The sequence below is a fragment of the Streptomyces sp. NPDC001920 genome (genome assembly GCF_053594495.1).
On the sequence record NZ_JBSFEP010000021.1, the window covers coordinates 88,777 to 105,088 of the forward strand.

Here is a 16,312-nt window from a genome sequence, read left to right on the forward strand (position 1 = left end):
GGTGGGAATCTCCTGTGTTCACAGCTGGCCTACGTCGGTGACCCGGACCACCGCGCGGCCCTCCGCGTCGGAAGCGGTGAGGTCGATCTCCGCGCTGATGCCCCAGTCGTGGTCGCCGTTCGGGTCGTCGAAGATCTGCCGGACGCGCCACAGGCGGTTCGCCGGCTCCTCCTCGATCACCAGGAGCTTGGGCCCGCGGGCGTTGGGGCCGGTGCCGAGGTCGTCGTACTCGTCCCAGTACTTGTCCATCGCCTCACCCCAGGCGTCGGCGTCCCAGCCGGCCTCGGCGTCCATCTCGCCCAGCTCCTCGACCTGGTCGAGGGCGGCCAGCTCCACGCGCCGGAACATGGCGTTGCGGACGAGGACACGGAAGGCGCGCGCGTTCGTGGTGACCGGCTTGACCTCGTCGGCCTTCTCCTGGGCCTCCTCGGCGGTCATCTCCTCGGGGTTGGCGAGCTGCTCCCACTCGTCGAGCAGGCTGGAGTCGACCTGACGCACCATCTCGCCGAGCCACTCGATCAGGTCCTGCAGATCCTCGGACTTGAGGTCGTCCGGGATGTTGTGGTCGAGGGCCTTGTAGGCGCTCGCGAGGTAGCGCAGCACGATGCCCTCGGTGCGGGCCAGCTCGTAGAAGGACACCAGCTCCGTGAAGGACATCGCCCGTTCGTACATGTCCCGGATGACGGACTTCGGCGACAGCGGGTGGTCGCCGACCCAGGGATGACTCTTGCGGTAGGTGTTGTACGCGTGGAAGAGGAGCTCCTCCAGCGGCTTCGGGTAGGTGATGTCCTGGAGGCGCTCCATGCGCTCCTCGTACTCGACGCCGTCCGCCTTCATCGCGGCCACCGCCTCGCCCTTGGCCTTGTTCTGCTGGGCGACGAGGATCTGCCGAGGGTCGTCCAGGGTCGACTCGACGACGGACACCATGTCCAGGGCGTAGGACGGCGACTCCGGGTCCAGCAGCTCGAACGCGGCCAGGGCGAAGGTGGACAGCGGCTGGTTGAGCGCGAAGTCCTGCTGGAGGTCGACGGTGAGGCGGACGACACGGCCGGTGGCGTCCGGCTCGTCGAGCTTCTCCACGATGCCGCCGTCCAGCAGCGAGCGGTAGATCGCGATCGCGCGCCGGATGTGCCGCAGCTGCTGCCTGCGCGGCTCGTGGTTGTCCTCCAGCAGGTGCCGCATCGCCTCGAAGGCGTTGCCAGGGCGGGCGATCACGGAGAGCAGCATGGTGTGCGTGACCCGGAAGCGGGACGTCAGCGGCTCCGGTTCGGAGGCGATGAGCTTTTCGAAGGTGTTCTCCGTCCAGCCGACGAAGCCCTCGGGCGCCTTCTTGCGGACGACCTTGCGGCGCTTCTTCGGGTCGTCGCCGGCCTTGGCGAGCGCCTTCTCGTTCTCGATGACGTGCTCGGGAGCCTGCGCCACGACGAAGCCCGCGGTGTCGAAGCCGGCCCGGCCGGCGCGGCCGGCGATCTGGTGGAACTCGCGGGCGCGCAACGTACGGACCCGGCTGCCGTCGTACTTCGTCAGGGCGGTGAACAGCACCGTCCTGATGGGGACGTTGACACCCACGCCGAGCGTGTCCGTGCCGCAGATGACCTTGAGCAGACCGGCCTGGGCGAGCTTCTCCACCAGGCGCCGGTACTTCGGCAGCATGCCCGCGTGATGGACGCCGATGCCGTGCCGCACATAGCGGGAGAGGTTGCGGCCGAACTTGGTGGTGAAGCGGAAGTTGCCGATCAGCTCCGCGATCTGGTCCTTCTCCGCACGCGAGCACATGTTGATGCTCATCAGCGCCTGCGCCCGCTCCACGGCCTGGGCCTGAGTGAAGTGCACGATGTAGACGGGCGCCTGCTTGGTCTCCAGCAGCTCGGTGAGCGTCTCGGTGAGCGGCGTGAGCCGGTAGTCGTAGGAGAGCGGCACCGGGCGGGTCGCCGAGCGCACCACCGACGTCGGCCGGCCGGTGCGGCGGGTGAGGTCCTCCTCGAACATCGAGACGTCGCCGAGGGTCGCCGACATCAGGATGAACTGCGCCTGCGGCAGCTCCAGGATCGGGATCTGCCAGGCCCAGCCCCGGTCGCCCTCCGCGTAGAAGTGGAACTCGTCCATCACGACCTGGCCGACATCGGCCTGCCTGCCGTCACGCAGCGCGATCGACGCGAGGACCTCGGCGGTGCAGCAGATGACGGGGGCGTCGGCGTTGACGGACGCGTCGCCGGTCAGCATGCCGACGTTCTCCGTGCCGAAGAGCTTGCACAGCTCGAAGAACTTCTCCGAGACGAGCGCCTTGATCGGAGCGGTGTAGAAGGTGACCTCGTCCCGCGCCAGCGCGGCGAAGTGGGCGCCCGCGGCGATCATGCTCTTGCCGGAGCCGGTCGGCGTCGACACGATCACGTTCGCGCCGGAGACCACCTCGATCAGCGCCTCCTCCTGGTGGGGGTAGAGAGTGAGGCCCCGCTCCTCGGCCCACGACTCGAAGGCTTCGTAGAGGGCGTCGGGATCGGCGGTCGGCGGCAGATGATCGATGAGGGTCACCCACCCATCTTGCCTGCCCTCCTGGCCCACAGGGGAATCGGATGCGGGACCGAAGATCGCGAACGCTACGCTGTGTCGCCGACGACAGGTCGACGAACCAGGTCAACTGGACAGCGGTACACGAGGAATGGGGCGGGCAACGGCGATGATGGGACCAGCACACTCACTCTCGGGCGCCGCCGCCTGGCTCGGTGTCGGAGCGGCCGCCACGGCCGCCGGTCATGGAATGCCCTGGCCTGTCCTGCTTTCGGGTGCGCTGATCTGTGCCGGTGCGGCCCTCGCCCCGGACCTCGATCACAAGGCGGCGACCATCTCGCGGGCGTTCGGGCCGCTGTCGCGCTGGCTGTGCGAGATCGTCGACAAGCTGTCCTACGCCGTCTACAAGGCGACAAAGAAGCAGGGCGACCCGCGCCGCTCGGGCGGGCACCGCACCCTCACGCACACCTGGTTGTGGGCCGTGCTGATCGGCGCGGGCGCGTCCGTGCTGGCGATCACCGGCGGACGCTGGGCGGTGCTGGCGATCCTCTTCGCGCACCTGGTGCTGGCCATCGAGGGCCTGCTGTGGCGCGCGACCCGAGGCGCCAGCGCCGATGTCCTGGTGTGGCTCCTGGCCGCGACCAGCGCGTGGATCATCGCCGGCGTCCTGGACAAGCCGGGCAACGGCTCGGACTGGCTGTTCACGGCACCGGGCCAGGAGTACCTGTGGCTGGGGCTGCCGATCGTGCTGGGGGCGCTGGTGCACGACATCGGCGACGCGCTGACGGTGTCCGGCTGCCCGATCCTGTGGCCGATCCCCGTGGGCCGCAAGCGCTGGTATCCGCTGGGGCCGCCCAAGGCCATGCGGTTCCGGGCGGGCAGCTGGGTCGAGCTCAAGGTGCTGATGCCGGTGTTCATGGTGCTCGGCGGAGTGGGCTGCGCGGCGGCGCTCAACGTCATCTGAGCGGGAGGCAGCGTCGGAGCCCGGTCAGGGCCGGGCGGATCGGCTCGGTGCCCGTGCGGCAAGGTGAGGCCCGGCTGGTCCGCACGGCGGGGCCGGACAGTCCTGACTCTCCAGGGTCGGGGGCGGCGGGCACCACGGAAGCGCCGACGCCGGTGGTGCCGCCTTCCGGATCAGCCGCCCTGTCCCGATCCGCTGCCCTGTCCCGCTGCGCCGCCGAAGCGACGCTCGAAGGCGGCGACGCGGCCCTCGGAGTCCACGGTTCGCGCCTTGCCGGTGTAGAAGGGGTGGCTCTCCGAGGAGATCTCGACGTCCACCACTGGGTAGGTCTCGCCGTCGTCCCACTGGATCGTCTGGTCGCTGGTCGCGGTGGACCGGGTGAGGAAGGCGTAGCCGGCGGCACGGTCGCGGAAGACGACCGGACGGTAGTCGGGGTGCTTGTCCTGCTGCATGCGAACTCCTCCTGTGGCGGCGTCGTCGGGCACCGTGGGTGCGGAGCCGAAGGGCCACGTGCTGCACCGCACCGGGCCGCGCGGTCAGCCGTACAGCGCGTCCTCGTCCACGATGTGCACGGCGGCCTCCTCCGCCGACGCGGCCGCGCCGTCGATGCCCACGTCCGTCGCGACGAGCGCGCTCTCCTCGTCCTCGTGAGCCCCTTCGTCGGGCGCGACCAGCCGGCCGGAGCGCATGGCCCCGACCTCGTTGTCGAGAAGTTCCCCGTCCGTGCCCTCGGTATCGCCGAGGCCGTCACCGTCGGGTGGGACCGGATCGGGCAGTTCCTCGGCGAGTCGTTGGTCGAGGGTCTCGCCCTGGTGACGCTCCGCGGCCGTCACACCGGTGTGCTCGACCGCCCACGGCCGTTCCGGAGGGGACCAGCCACGGTCCAGCGGGTCGTCGACGCCGTCGTTGTCCAGGGTGTCCTCCGCGTCGAGCAGACCCGTGTCCTCACGTTGATCGTCTGCGTCGGGCTGGTAGACGTCGTCCCCCCATCCGTCGGCGCTGTTCACGGGTACCTCCAGGTGCTGGGGACGGGCCCGATCTCACCGTGGACGGCAACGGACCGCCGCGGTGCGGGGGCACAGGCCGCACCCGGCGCTGATCGCGCGCTTCCCGGGTGCTCCCCGAACCGGTGCCGCTATCCAGCCTTCCACCCCTCTTCGCTCCGGCGCAACGGCACGGGTCCGCACCCGCGGGACGGCAGGGCTCACCTCGGGGAAAGCGCAGCGCTTCGTCCCGATGACACCGCCCTCACCGGGACCCGCACCCGCCGCGGACCCGCTCGCCGCCCCCGGCCGAGCCGCCGCCCTCACTCACCCGTGCCACGACCGCCACAGCGCCGCGTACGCTCCGTCGGCCCTGACCAGGTCGTCGTGGCTGCCGATCTCGCTGATGCGCCCGTTCTCGACGACGGCGATGACGTCGGCGTCGTGGGCGGTGTGGAGGCGGTGGGCGATGGCGACCACCGTGCGGCCGTCCAGGACGCGGGCGAGGGACCGTTCCAGGTGGCGGGCGGCGCGGGGGTCGAGGAGCGAGGTCGCCTCGTCGAGCACCAGCGTGTGCGGGTCGGCCAGCACCAGACGGGCCAGCGCGATCTGCTGGGCCTGCGCCGGAGTGAGCGCGAACCCGCCCGAGCCGACCTCGGTGGCCAGGCCCTCGTCGAGCCCGCGGGCCCACGTGTCCGCGTCGACCGCGCCCAGCGCCGCCCACAGCTCGGCGTCGGTCGCGTCGGTGCGGGCGAGGAGGAGGTTGTCGCGCAGGGAGCCCACGAACACGTGATGCTCCTGGTTGACCAGGGCCACGTGCGCGCGGACCCGCTCGGCGGTCATCCGGGAGAGTTCCGCGCCGCCGAGGGTGATCCGGCCCTCGCGCGGTGCGTAGATGCCCGCGAGCAGCCGGCCCAGGGTGGACTTGCCCGCTCCCGACGGGCCGACCAGCGCCAGCCGGGTACCGGGCGCGACCTGCAAGGAGACCTTGCGCAGCACGTCCACGCCCTCCAGGTAGCCGAAACGCACCCGGTCGGCGTGCACGTCGTGGCCGTCGGGCGTCACCCGATCGTCCCCGTCCTCCGGCTCGATGTCCCGGACCCCGACCAGCCGGGCCAGCGACACGTGGGCCACCTGCAGCTCGTCGTACCAGCGCAGGATGAGCCCGACGGGATCCACCAGCATCTGCGCGATCAGCGCGCCCGTCGTCAGCTGACCGACCCCGATCCAGCCCTGGAGGACGAAGACACCGCCGACCATCAGGACCGAGGCGAGGATCATCACGTGGGTGACGTTGACGAACGGGAAGAGCACCGAGCGCAGCCAGAGGGTGTAGCGCTCCCAGGCCGTCCACTCCCTGATCCGCCGCTCCGACAGCTCCACCCTGCGCTCACCGAGGCGGTGCGCCTCGACGGTGCGCCCCGCGTCCACGGTCTCGGCGAGCGCGGCGGCCACGGCGGCGTACCCGGCGGCCTCCGAGCGGTAGGCGGACGGCGCCCGTCTGAAGTACCAGCGGCAGCCGATCACCAGCAGGGGCACGGCGAGCAGCACGGCAGCGGCCAGCGGGGGCGCGGTCATGACGAGCCCGCCGAGCAGCAGGACCACCCACACCACGCCGATCGCCAGCTGGGGCACCGCCTCGCGCATCGCGTTGGCCAGCCGGTCGATGTCCGTCGTGATCCGGGACAGCAGATCGCCCGTCCCGGCCCGCTCCAGGACACCGGGCGGCAGCCCGACCGACCGGACGAGGAAGTCCTCGCGCAGATCGGCCAGCATCCGCTCACCGAGCATCGCGCCGCGCAGCCGCACCTGCCGTACGAACACGGCCTGGACGACGAGAGCGGCCACGAACAGCCCGACGGTGAGCTCCAGATGGAGGTTGCGGCCGGGGACGCCGGGACCGTCGCTGTCCGACACCCGCTCCACCAGTCCGCCCAGCAGCCAGGGCCCCACCATCGAGGCCACCACGGCGACCGTGTTGACGGTGATGAGCAGCAGGAAGGCACGGCGGTGCCGGCGGAACAACTCGATCACGTAGGCGCGTACGGTGGCGGGCGAGCCGACCGGCAGGGTGTTCGCCGTCGTCGGTGCCGCCGGGTCGTACGCCGGTGGCGCCACGCCGATCATGCTGACTCCTCGATCTCTTCCAGTTCCTTCAGTACGTCGTCGTCGGCGAACCGCTCGACCGAGCTGGCGCCCAGGGCGGTGTCCGAGCGCCTGCCCGAGCCCTCGCCCAGGGCGGTCTCCTCCTCGGTCTCCCGCGTCACCACGGCCCGGTACCGCGGTTCGCCGTGCACCAGTTCGCGGTGCACTCCGACCGCCGCGACCGCGCCCTCGTGGACGAGCACGACCCGGTCGGCACGGTCCAGGAGCAGCGGCGAGGAGGTGAACACCACGGTCGTGCGCCCGGATCGCAGGTTTCGCAGGCCCCGTGCGATCCGTGCCTCCGTGTGCGAGTCGACGGCCGAGGTCGGCTCGTCCAGCACGAGCACCTCCGGATCGGTGATCAGCGACCGGGCGAGCGCGAGGCGCTGGCGCTGGCCGCCGGACAGGGACCGGCCGCGTTCGGTGATGCGCGCGTCCATCGGGTCGGCGGCGTCGAGGGACCCCTGCGCCAGCGCGGCCAGGACGTCCTCGCACTGCGCGGCCTCCAGCGCCTCTTCGGCGCCCACGTCACCCGACCGGGGGACGTCGAGCAGCTCGCGCAGCGTGCCGGAGAGCAGCACCGGGTCCTTGTCCTGCACGAGGACGGCGGCACGGGCGCGGCCGAGCGGCAACTCGTCGAGCGGGACACCGCCCAGCAGCACCGACACGCCGTCCTGCGAGGCATGGCCGCCGAGCCGTTCGGCCAGCCGGCCGGCCGCGTCGGGGTCACCGCACACCACGGCGGTGAACCGGCCCGCGGGGGCGAGCAGACCGGTGGCCGGGTCGTACAGGTCTCCGGAGGGCAGGTCGGACCCGTCGCGCGACCCTTCGGTGTCGGTGGGCCGCTCCAGGGACAGCACACGCGCGGCCCGGCGGGCCGAGGGCCGCGAGAAGGAGTAGGCCATCGCGATCTCTTCGAAGTGCCTGAGCGGATACGTGAGGATCATGATCGAGCTGTAGACGGTGACCAGTTCGCCGACGGTCACCCGGCCCTGCCGGGCCAGGTGGACGCCGTACCAGACCACCGTGATGAGCAGCAGCCCCGGCATCAGTACCTGGATCGCGGAGATCAGCGACCACATCCGGGCGCTGCGCACGGCCGCGTGGCGTACCTCCTGGGAGGCGCTGCGGTAGCGGTCGAGGAAGAGTTCCTCGCCGCCGATGCCGCGCAGGACCCGCAGACCGGCGACGGTGTCGGAGGCCAGTTCGGTGGCGCGGCCGGCCTTCTCGCGCTGGAAGTCGGCCCGCTTGGTCGCCCGGGGCAGCAGCGGCAGCACGGCGATCGCCAGCACGGGCAGGCCCACGGCGACGACGATGCCGAGCGTCGGCTGGTAGACGACCAGGCCGACCGTGACCAGCACCAGGGTCAGCGCCGCCGCCGTGAACCGGGACCAGGCCTCGACGAACCAGCCGATCTTCTCGACGTCGCCCGTGGAGACGGCCACGACCTCGCCTGCCGCGACACGGCGGGTCAGTGCTGACCCGAGGTACGCGGTCTTGCGGGCCAGCACCTGCTGGACACGGGCGGCCGCGGTGATCCAGTTGGTCACGGCCGTGCGGTGCAGGAAGGTCTCACCGATCGCGTTCCCGGCGCAGCACAGGGCCAGCAGGCCGCCCGCGAGGGCGAGTCGCTCACCGGAACGGTCGACCACCGCCTGTACGGCGACGCCGACGCAGAAGGGCAGCGCGGAGACGGACAGGAAGTGCAGCAGCCCCCAGGCCAGGGACTTCACCTGTCCGCCCAGCTGGTTCCGGAAGAGCCACCACAGGAATCGGGGGCCCGAGCGCGCGTCCGGCACGCCCGGGTCGGGATACGGAAGGTCTTGGATCTGCATGACGTCCCAGTGGCTCGTGTCAGTTCGGGGAGAGGGAGGGGTTCGGGGAAGGGGAGTCGGTCGGACACCGATGCGCGCGACGGCGGTGTGCGGCGGCAGCAAACCGTGACAGGTTCGCGTCGGAGCGTGGTCGGACGCAAACGGTTTTCCGCGCCGTCGCACGGATCCGGCTGCCCGTCCCGCGGCCGGTCCGGCCGGTCCCCCTGTCGCTCCCGTGGCGGGTCGTGGCGCGATGCGACCATGGAGCGATGCGCAACCGCGGAACACGGCGAGTCACGGTCACCGCAGCGGCCCGCGGGACCGCCCTGGCGGCGCTGGTGGTCCTGGCGGCTTCGGCGGCCCTGACGACCATGACCGCCTGTGACGCCTCCGGGCCGGGAGGTGGTGCCGGGCCGGGTGGCGGCGCGAACGCCGGCAGCGGCGCGCGTACGAGCCCGTCCGCCACCGCGGACCCGACCCGCGTCCCGGGCCTGGCCGACCGCTGGCAGCGGCGCATCCCCGCGGATTCCCGGCAGGTCGTGGCGGTCTACGGCGACGGCAAGGACTCCCCGCGCTCCACCGTGGTGCTCTACGCCAGGCACGGCACCACCTGGGAGCGCGTCCGCGACTGGCCCGCGCACAACGGCAAGAAGGGCTGGACCACCGCCCACCGCGAGGGCGACAACCGCAGCCCCGTCGGCGTGTTCACGCTGAGCGACGCGGGCGGCGTACTGAGGGACCCGGGCTCCAGGCTGCCGTACACCCGGTCGACGGCCTTCGCGGCGCCGCGCTGGTGGTCGAAGTCGCACTGGCACGACTTCGACCACGTCATCGCCATCGACTACAACCGCGTCAGGGGCACGCCGCCCAACGATCCCACCCGTCCCGAGGGCCGAGCCAAGGGTGGCGGGATCTGGCTGCATCTGGACCACGGCAGCGGTACGTCGGCCTGCGTGAGCCTGTCCGGATCGGCGATGGAGTACCTGCTGCGGACCCTCGATCCCGAACGGCGTCCTGTCGTGGTGATGGGCGACAGGGCGGAACTGGGGCGGTAGCGCCGGCGGGAGAGGCCTCATTGCGGGCGGCGCCCGTCTCACCGTAGAACACCGCCCATGAAGAGACGGATAGTCATGTCCATGCTCGCGGGAGCGACCCTCCTGGCGAGCAGCCTCCTCGGAGCGAGCCCCGCCACCGCGAGGCAACCCGCCCCCGCGTCGCAACCCGCCCTGGCCGGGCGAACCGCCGACTCGGCGCAACCCGTGGCCGGGCCTCGATCCATCGATGTCCCCGCCGAGTTCGGTACCGACTGGCACGACCCCGTGACCGCGGCCCCTCCCGTGCCCAAGCCCTCCGGCACGTCCTGCCAAGTGACCCTCGCCGAGGCGCAGTTCCGCGACTTCACCCCGTACAAGGGCACGTACACCCCACCAGCGGGGTGCGGTGACCGCTGGAGCAAGGTCGTGCTGCGGATGGACGGCAAGGTCAAGGGACGCCAGTTCGACCGGCTCGGACATCTGCGGGTCGGCGGAGTCGAGATCTTCCGTACCTCGACCCCCGAGCCGTCACCGGACGGCATCGAGTGGTCGGTGGAGAAGGACGTCACGCGCTACAGCGACACCCTCCGCCGTGACCAGGACGTGGAGATGCTCATCGGGAACGTCGTCGACGACACCTACACCGGCGTCATCGACGTCAAGGTCACGCTGACGTTCCACGCCGGCGGCCCCGCCGCGAAACCCGCCGCGAATCCGGCAGCGCCACCCGACCGGGTCCTGACGCTCCAGGGCGGCACGACCCTGACCACCCCGCGCAACAGCGAACGCATCGTCGCCGAGGTGTACGCCACCGGATCCGGCGGCGGCTGCGAGGAGTTCTGGTACCTGTCGGTGCCCGACCCGGCGCCGTATTCCTGCAAGGCGGCCGGCGGTCCCTACCGCGAGGTGCAGATCAAGGTCGACGGCCGACCGGCCGGAATCGCCGCGCCCTTCCCGCACGTGTGGACGGGCGGCTGGTCCAACCCCTTCCTCTGGTACGTCATCCCGGGACCGCGTGCCTTCGACGTGAAGCCGATCGAGTACGACCTGACGCCGTTCGCCGGCCTGCTCAACGACGGCCGCCCGCACCGCGTCGAGGTCCAGGTCGTCGGTGTCCCCGAGGGACAGAGCGGCTGGAGCGCGCCGGTGAACGTCCTCGTGTGGCAGGACGCCAAGAGCGCGCACGTCACCGGCGAGCTCACCGCGCACCGGGCCGGCGACCTCACCAACTCCTCGACGTACACGCCGGGTCCGGAGCATCGGGTGGACACCCGGGGTGGTCACCGGCTGACCGTCGCGGGCTACGTCGACACCTCGCACGGCCGGGTGAGGACGACCGTGCGGCGGACGCTCGGCAACACCTCCGTCCACCGCTGGGCCGAGGGCGAGAACCCCGACGCGCTCGACGCCACATGGACGGACGACGAATCGGTCACCGTCGACGGACGTGGACCGGCCCGCACCACGCGCACACAGCGGACGTACACCATGGACGGCTCCGTCGCGATCGGCGCGGCCGACCGGCTGCGGACCGTGCTGACCCTCGGTGACCGTGCCACCGTCGTCACGTTCCAGGGCGGGCGACAAACCGCGTGGTCGCGGCTCCACGACACCGTCGAGGGTGACGCGTCCTGGACGCTGAACGTGCCGCGTGAGCAGCGGCATGCGGTCGGCACGACGAGCGAGCGCTTCCGGCTGTACGGCTCGCGCGGCTGCCACGACCGCTCACTGACCAGCGTTCAAGGGGTGCTCACGGAGCAACGCGACCGCTGCTGAGCCGGGTTGTGTGCGATGCGTCACTCAGGGCGTGATTTACGCGGATGCAACACGGGGGTCTTGTGCGGGAGCAACATCACCCGCAAAAGTGATCGGCACGGAATGCGCTTTCCATATGGCAGAAGTCCCCTCGTCCCCTTGTGACTTCTGTGTGCCCCCGTCCCCAAGGAGTGCCCGTGCCGCCGTCCGTACCGTCCCTGCCACGACGCGTCGCACGCATGCTGCGTACCTCTCTCTTCGCGCAGGTCGGCTGCGCACTCGTGCTCGGAATCGTCGTCGGGAAGCTGTGGCCCGGCTTCGCCGCGGATCTTCAGCCGCTCGGCGACGGTTTCATCCGGCTCATCAAGACGATCATCTCGCCGCTCGTGTTCTGCGTGGTCGTCGTCGGCATCGCCAAGGCAGGTGACCTGAAGGCGTTCGGCCGGATCGGGTTGAAGGCCCTGATCTGGTTCGAGGTCGCGAGCACGCTCGCGCTGGTCATCGGGCTCCTCGCCGCCAACGTGGTGCAGCCCGGGTCGGGGATGAACGTCGATCCGTCGACGTTGGACGCCTCGGCGGTCGACGCCAAGACGGACGGTGGGCACCTGCCCTCGACGACCGAGTTCGCCCTGAACGCGATACCCACCTCGTTCATCGGGGCCTTCGCCGAGAACTCACTGCTCCAAGTCCTGGTCCTGGCCTGCCTGGTGGGGGCCGCGCTGCTGCACCTCGGCCACACCAAGGTGCCGCAGGTGCTGCCCGCCGTCGAGCAGGCCCAGGAGGTCATCTTCGCGATCGTCGGGTTCGTCATGCGGCTGGCCCCGATCGCGGTGTTCGGCGCGATGGCCGTCCTGATCGGCAACTACGGCCTCGGTGTGATCGAGACGTACGGCAAGCTGATCGTGCTGTGCTACCTGGCCGCGGCCCTCTTCATCGTGCTCCTCGCGGTCGCCCTGAAGGTGGTCACCGGGCTCAGTCTGTGGAAGTTTTTGCGCTACATCCGTGAGGAGATGCTGCTCGCACTCGGCACCGCGTCCACCGAGTCGGTCCTGCCGCGGGTGATGCAGAAGCTGCGCAGGGCCGGCGCCCGCGACGACGCCGTCGGGCTGGTGCTGCCGACGGGCTACTCCTTCAACCTCGACGGCGCCTCGCTCTACCTGTCCATCGGCACGCTGTTCATCGCCCAGGCCGTCGGGGTGGACCTCGGCTTCGGTCAGCAGGTGACCGTGATCCTGGTGCTGATGCTGACCAGCAAGGGCATGGCGGGCATCCCCGGCTCGGCGTTCCTCGCGCTGTCGGCGACCGCGTCCTCGCTGGGCGCCATCCCCGCGGGAGCCGTGGCCCTGCTCCTGGGCGTGGACCGCATCATGGACTCGATGCGCGTCGTCACCAACCTGCTCGGCAACTGTGTCGCCGTCTTCGCGGTCTCCCGTTGGGAGGGCGCGCTGGACAGGGAGCGGGCGCGGAAGGTCCTGGACGGTGAGATCGTGGTCCGACTGGACGACGAGGAGCGGGCGGAGGACTCCGGGAACGCCGGGGCGGCGGATTCCGGGGGGACCCGGGTGGCGGATGCCGGGGAGGCCGGGGTGGCGGATTCCGGGAAGGCCGGGGTGGCAGGGGTGGCGGATTCCGGGGAGGCCGCGGCGGTCCGGTCCGCGGTCGAAGGTCCTGTCGTTCCTGTCCCCGTACCGGTCCAGACGGGCAAGGAAGCGGCTCCCGAAGCCGGTTGACCTTCAGCCACACGGCCCGCGGCCACCGCTCCGGCACTACGGAGTGGTGGCCGCGGCCATGTGTGCGCTCAGCACCCGCGGGTGGCGGTTCCGTCGATCAGCGTGTCCAGCAACTCACCCAGTACCGCGCGCTGTCCGTCCGTCAGCGGGGCCAGGATCTCCTTCGCCGCCGACCGCCGTGCGCCGTGCAACTCGCGCAGTGCCTTGCGGCCGTCGTCCGTGAGCTCGATGCGGATCACCCGCCGGTTCGTCGGATCCGGCACCCGCCGTACCTTGCCACTCGCCTCCAGCCCGTCGACCAGCGTCGTCACGGCACGCGGGACCACTTCCAGACGTTCGGCGAGATCGGCCATCCGGGGCGGCGCGTCGTAGTGCGCGAGAGTGCGCAGCAGACGGGACTGCGCCGGGGTGATCCCGAGGCCGCACTCCTGGAGATGCCGTTTCTGGATGCGGTGCACCCTGCGGGTGAGGTGCAGGAGCTGCTCGGCGAGCGGGCCGTCGGGGTCGGGGCTGGTCATGCGGGAACAATATCAGGATGCCGTTCATTGTGAGTATAGGTAACAATGAGCTAAAGTCCGTAAGTCCGCATCGCCGCACCCCCCGTAGGAGCCCATGCACCCCGACAGCGAACCCCAGTGGAAACCACCCGCCGGCAGCTCGGAGCAGCCCCGGCAGGTGCGACGCATCCTGCGCCTCTTCAGCCCCTACCGTGGCCGTCTGGCCGTCGTCGGCCTGCTCGTCGGCGCCTCGTCCCTGGTCGGCGTCGCCACGCCCTTCCTGCTCAAGGCGATCCTCGACGTCGCGATCCCCGAGGGCCGCACCGGCCTGCTCAGCCTGCTCGCCCTCGGCATGATCCTCAGCGCGGTCCTCACCAGCGTGTTCGGTGTCCTGCAGACCCTGATCTCCACGACGGTCGGCCAGCGCGTCATGCACGATCTGCGCACCGCCGTCTACGGCCGCCTCCAGCGCATGTCGCTCGCCTTCTTCACCCGCACGCGCACCGGCGAGGTCCAGTCCCGCATCGCCAACGACATCGGCGGCATGCAGGCCACCGTCACCTCCACCGCGACCTCCCTGGTCTCCAACGCCACCAGCGTGGTCGCCACCATCGTCGCGATGGTCGCCCTCGACTGGCGCCTGACCGTCGTCTCGCTGCTCCTGCTGCCGGTCTTCGTCTGGATCAGCCGCCGCGTCGGCAACGAACGCAAGAAGATCACGACCGAGCGGCAGAACCAGATGGCCGCGATGGCCGCCACCGTCACCGAGTCGCTGTCCGTCAGCGGCATCCTGCTCGGCCGCACGATGGGCCGCTCCGACTCGCTGACCAAGACCTTCGCCGACGAGTCCGAGCGGCTGGTCGGCCTTGAGGTGAAATCGAACATGGCCGGGCGCTGGCGCATGGCCGTCATCACCATCGTCATGGCCGCCATGCCCGCCTTCATCTACTGGACCGCCGGCCTGGCCCTCCAACTCGGCGGCCCCCAGGTCTCGATCGGCACGATCGTCGCGTTCGTCTCGCTCCAGCAGGGTCTGTTCCGGCCGGCCGTCAGCCTGCTGTCCACCGGCGTTCAGATCCAGACCTCGCTCGCGCTCTTCCAGCGCATCTTCGAGTACCTCGACCTTCCCGTCGACATCACCGAACGGGACGAGCCCGTCCACCTCGACGCCGTCAAGGGCGAGATCCGCTTCGAGAACGTCGAGTTCCGGTACGACGGCCGCGACGACGAACGGGGCGCCGTCCTGGACGGCATCGACCTCGCCGTGCCCGCGGGCGGCAGCCTCGCGATCGTCGGCCCGACCGGCGCCGGGAAGTCCACGCTCGGCCACCTCGTGCCCAGGCTGTACGACGTGACGGGCGGCCGGGTCACCCTCGACGGAGTCGACGTGCGCGACCTCGACTTCGACACCCTCGCCCGCGCGGTCGGCGTCGTCTCACAGGAGACGTACCTCTTCCACGCCTCCGTCGCCGACAACCTGCGCTTCGCCAAGCCGGACGCCACCGACGCGGAACTGCGGGCGGCGGCCGAGGCGGCCCAGATCCACGAGCACATCGCCGCCCTGCCCGACGGCTACGACACCGTCGTCGGCGAGCGTGGCCACCGCTTCTCCGGCGGTGAGAAGCAGCGCCTCGCCATCGCCCGCACGATCCTGCGCGATCCGCCGGTCCTCATTCTCGACGAGGCGACCAGCGCCCTGGACACCCGCACCGAACACGCCGTCCAGGAGGCCATCGAGGCCCTGTCCGCCAACCGCACCACCCTGACCATCGCGCACCGCCTGTCCACCGTTCGGGGCGCCGACCAGATCGTGGTCCTGGACGCCGGTCGGGTGGCCGAGCGCGGGACGCACGAGGAGTTGCTGCAGCGGGGCGGGCGGTACGCGGGGCTGGTCCGGCGGGACGCCCAACTGGAGCCGACGGGGTGACGTTATGCCGGATTTGTAACCATGTGGGGGTTACCGTTCCGGCATGTACTTCAACACTCCGTCACGGAGAACGATTCGACTGACACGCCGGGGCCGTGTCGCTCTCATCGCCGCCGGCGCCGTCGTCGCCGGCACCGCCGTGGCGGTGCCGCTGCTGAGCACGGGCGAGGAAGAGGCCGCGAAGCCCACCTCGCTGGTGATCCCGGAGGGCTGGCGCGCCGGCCAGGTGTACGCCGCCGTGGACAAGGCGCTGAGCCTGCGGCCCGGCAGCACGAAGAAGTCCCTGGAGAAACTCGACCTCAAGCTGCCGAACGAGGCGGACGGCAACCCCGAGGGCTACCTGTTCCCGGCGACGTACCCGCTTGAGCGGGACGGCAGGAGAGCGACTCCGGATTCCCTGCTGTCGGCCATGGTGGACACCGCGAACAAGAAGTTCAACGGTGCCCCGATCGCCGCCGGTGCGCAGCGCAATGCCATGAACGTCTACCAGGTGGTCACCATCGCGAGCATCGTCCAGGCCGAGGCGGGCACGAAGGCCGACATGGGCAAGGTGGCCCGGGTCGTCTTCAACCGGCTCGAGCGCGGCATGCCGCTGCAGATGGACTCGACCATCAACTACGCCCTCAACCGCTCCACGCTCAGGACCACCGAGGCCGACACGCGGATCGAGAGCCCCTACAACTCGTACCAGCGCATGGGGCTGCCGCCCACGCCGATCGCCAATCCGGGCGAGGACGCGATGCGCGCCGCGATCAGCCCCACCCCGGGAGACTGGCTGTACTTCGTCACCGTCAAGCCCGGCGACACCCGCTTCACCGCCGACTACGCCGAACACCAGCGCAACGTCGCCGAGTTCAACGCCCAGCAGAAGGCGAGCCCGCGGCCCACGAAATGAGCCGACGGGGTGTCATGCGGGCCGGGGGGCGGGGGCGGGGGCTGTGCACGGCCGACGAGGGTG

Annotated in this window: 12 protein-coding genes; 6 read left to right on the forward strand and 6 right to left on the reverse strand. The window is 70.9% G+C overall.

Features of this window, described 5'->3' with window-relative positions:
• Positions 1-18 precede the first annotated feature (18 nt).
• Entirely contained in the window at positions 19-2,532 is a 2,514-nt protein-coding gene (locus ACWCPI_RS30885; RefSeq protein WP_388794602.1) for a DEAD/DEAH box helicase, read from the reverse strand.
• A gap of 145 nt (positions 2,533-2,677) precedes the next feature.
• On the opposite strand from ACWCPI_RS30885, the gene ACWCPI_RS30890 reads away from it, so the two are divergent.
• Complete coding sequence (locus ACWCPI_RS30890; RefSeq protein WP_451041240.1) at positions 2,678-3,472, forward strand: metal-dependent hydrolase; 795 nt, start codon at positions 2,678-2,680, stop codon at positions 3,470-3,472.
• Between the two features lie 170 nt (positions 3,473-3,642).
• Here the strand turns inward: ACWCPI_RS30890 and ACWCPI_RS30895 are convergent, their stop codons facing one another.
• The 4 genes from ACWCPI_RS30895 to ACWCPI_RS30910 all read right to left on the reverse strand — a co-directional run bounded on the left by ACWCPI_RS30895 (position 3,643) and on the right by ACWCPI_RS30910 (position 8,432).
• Entirely contained in the window at positions 3,643-3,921 is a 279-nt protein-coding gene (locus ACWCPI_RS30895) for a type B 50S ribosomal protein L31 (RefSeq protein WP_451041241.1), read from the reverse strand.
• An 84-nt stretch (positions 3,922-4,005) separates the two neighbouring features.
• Positions 4,006-4,476, reverse strand: coding sequence for a DUF5709 domain-containing protein (locus tag ACWCPI_RS30900; protein WP_451041242.1), 471 nt, complete (start codon positions 4,474-4,476; stop codon positions 4,006-4,008).
• Between the two features lie 303 nt (positions 4,477-4,779).
• Positions 4,780-6,579, reverse strand: coding sequence for an ABC transporter ATP-binding protein (locus ACWCPI_RS30905; RefSeq protein WP_451041243.1), 1,800 nt, complete (start codon positions 6,577-6,579; stop codon positions 4,780-4,782).
• On the reverse strand, positions 6,576-8,432 hold the full coding sequence (locus ACWCPI_RS30910; protein WP_451041244.1) for an ABC transporter transmembrane domain-containing protein: 1,857 nt from the start codon (positions 8,430-8,432) through the stop codon (positions 6,576-6,578). Before ACWCPI_RS30910 ends, ACWCPI_RS30905 begins: the two co-directional genes overlap by 4 nt.
• Positions 8,433-8,680: 248 nt before the next feature.
• On the opposite strand from ACWCPI_RS30910, the gene ACWCPI_RS30915 reads away from it, so the two are divergent.
• The 3 genes from ACWCPI_RS30915 (at position 8,681) to ACWCPI_RS30925 (ending at position 12,930) form a co-directional block, all read left to right on the forward strand.
• Positions 8,681-9,466: a hypothetical protein gene (locus ACWCPI_RS30915; RefSeq protein WP_451041245.1), complete on the forward strand. Its 786-nt coding sequence runs from the start codon at positions 8,681-8,683 to the stop codon at positions 9,464-9,466.
• Between the two features lie 57 nt (positions 9,467-9,523).
• Entirely contained in the window at positions 9,524-11,221 is a 1,698-nt protein-coding gene (locus ACWCPI_RS30920) for a peptide-N4-asparagine amidase (protein ID WP_451041246.1), read from the forward strand.
• A gap of 176 nt (positions 11,222-11,397) precedes the next feature.
• Positions 11,398-12,930: a cation:dicarboxylate symporter family transporter gene (locus ACWCPI_RS30925; RefSeq protein ID WP_451041247.1), complete on the forward strand. Its 1,533-nt coding sequence runs from the start codon at positions 11,398-11,400 to the stop codon at positions 12,928-12,930.
• 68 nt (positions 12,931-12,998) lie between these two features.
• On the opposite strand, the gene ACWCPI_RS30930 is transcribed toward ACWCPI_RS30925, so the two are convergent.
• Positions 12,999-13,448 (reverse strand): MarR family winged helix-turn-helix transcriptional regulator, encoded by a 450-nt coding sequence (locus ACWCPI_RS30930; protein WP_451041248.1) that lies wholly within the window; start codon positions 13,446-13,448, stop codon positions 12,999-13,001.
• Positions 13,449-13,542: 94 nt separating this feature from the next.
• Between ACWCPI_RS30930 and ACWCPI_RS30935 the strand changes: the two genes are divergently transcribed.
• Both ACWCPI_RS30935 and mltG read left to right on the forward strand, forming a co-directional pair.
• Positions 13,543-15,354: an ABC transporter ATP-binding protein gene (locus ACWCPI_RS30935; RefSeq protein WP_451041249.1), complete on the forward strand. Its 1,812-nt coding sequence runs from the start codon at positions 13,543-13,545 to the stop codon at positions 15,352-15,354.
• 43 nt (positions 15,355-15,397) lie between these two features.
• A complete protein-coding gene (gene mltG, locus ACWCPI_RS30940) occupies positions 15,398-16,249 on the forward strand; it encodes an endolytic transglycosylase MltG (protein ID WP_451041250.1) in 852 nt (283 codons plus the stop codon).
• The last annotated feature ends 63 nt before the right edge of the window (positions 16,250-16,312 follow it).

What these genes read in the sequence shown, in the direction of transcription:
- ACWCPI_RS30890 (WP_451041240.1), top strand. Translation starts at nt 2,678, where the DNA reads ATGATGGGACCAGCACACTCACTCTCGGGCGCCGCCGCCTGGCTCGGT.
- ACWCPI_RS30895 (WP_451041241.1), bottom strand. Translation starts at nt 3,921, where the DNA reads ATGCAGCAGGACAAGCACCCCGACTACCGTCCGGTCGTCTTCCGCGAC.
- ACWCPI_RS30905 (WP_451041243.1), bottom strand. Translation starts at nt 6,579, where the DNA reads ATGATCGGCGTGGCGCCACCGGCGTACGACCCGGCGGCACCGACGACG.
- ACWCPI_RS30910 (WP_451041244.1), bottom strand. Translation starts at nt 8,432, where the DNA reads ATGCAGATCCAAGACCTTCCGTATCCCGACCCGGGCGTGCCGGACGCG.
- ACWCPI_RS30915 (WP_451041245.1), top strand. Translation starts at nt 8,681, where the DNA reads ATGCGCAACCGCGGAACACGGCGAGTCACGGTCACCGCAGCGGCCCGC.
- ACWCPI_RS30920 (WP_451041246.1), top strand. Translation starts at nt 9,524, where the DNA reads ATGAAGAGACGGATAGTCATGTCCATGCTCGCGGGAGCGACCCTCCTG.
- ACWCPI_RS30930 (WP_451041248.1), bottom strand. Translation starts at nt 13,448, where the DNA reads ATGACCAGCCCCGACCCCGACGGCCCGCTCGCCGAGCAGCTCCTGCAC.
- ACWCPI_RS30935 (WP_451041249.1), top strand. Translation starts at nt 13,543, where the DNA reads ATGCACCCCGACAGCGAACCCCAGTGGAAACCACCCGCCGGCAGCTCG.
- mltG (WP_451041250.1), top strand. Translation starts at nt 15,398, where the DNA reads ATGTACTTCAACACTCCGTCACGGAGAACGATTCGACTGACACGCCGG.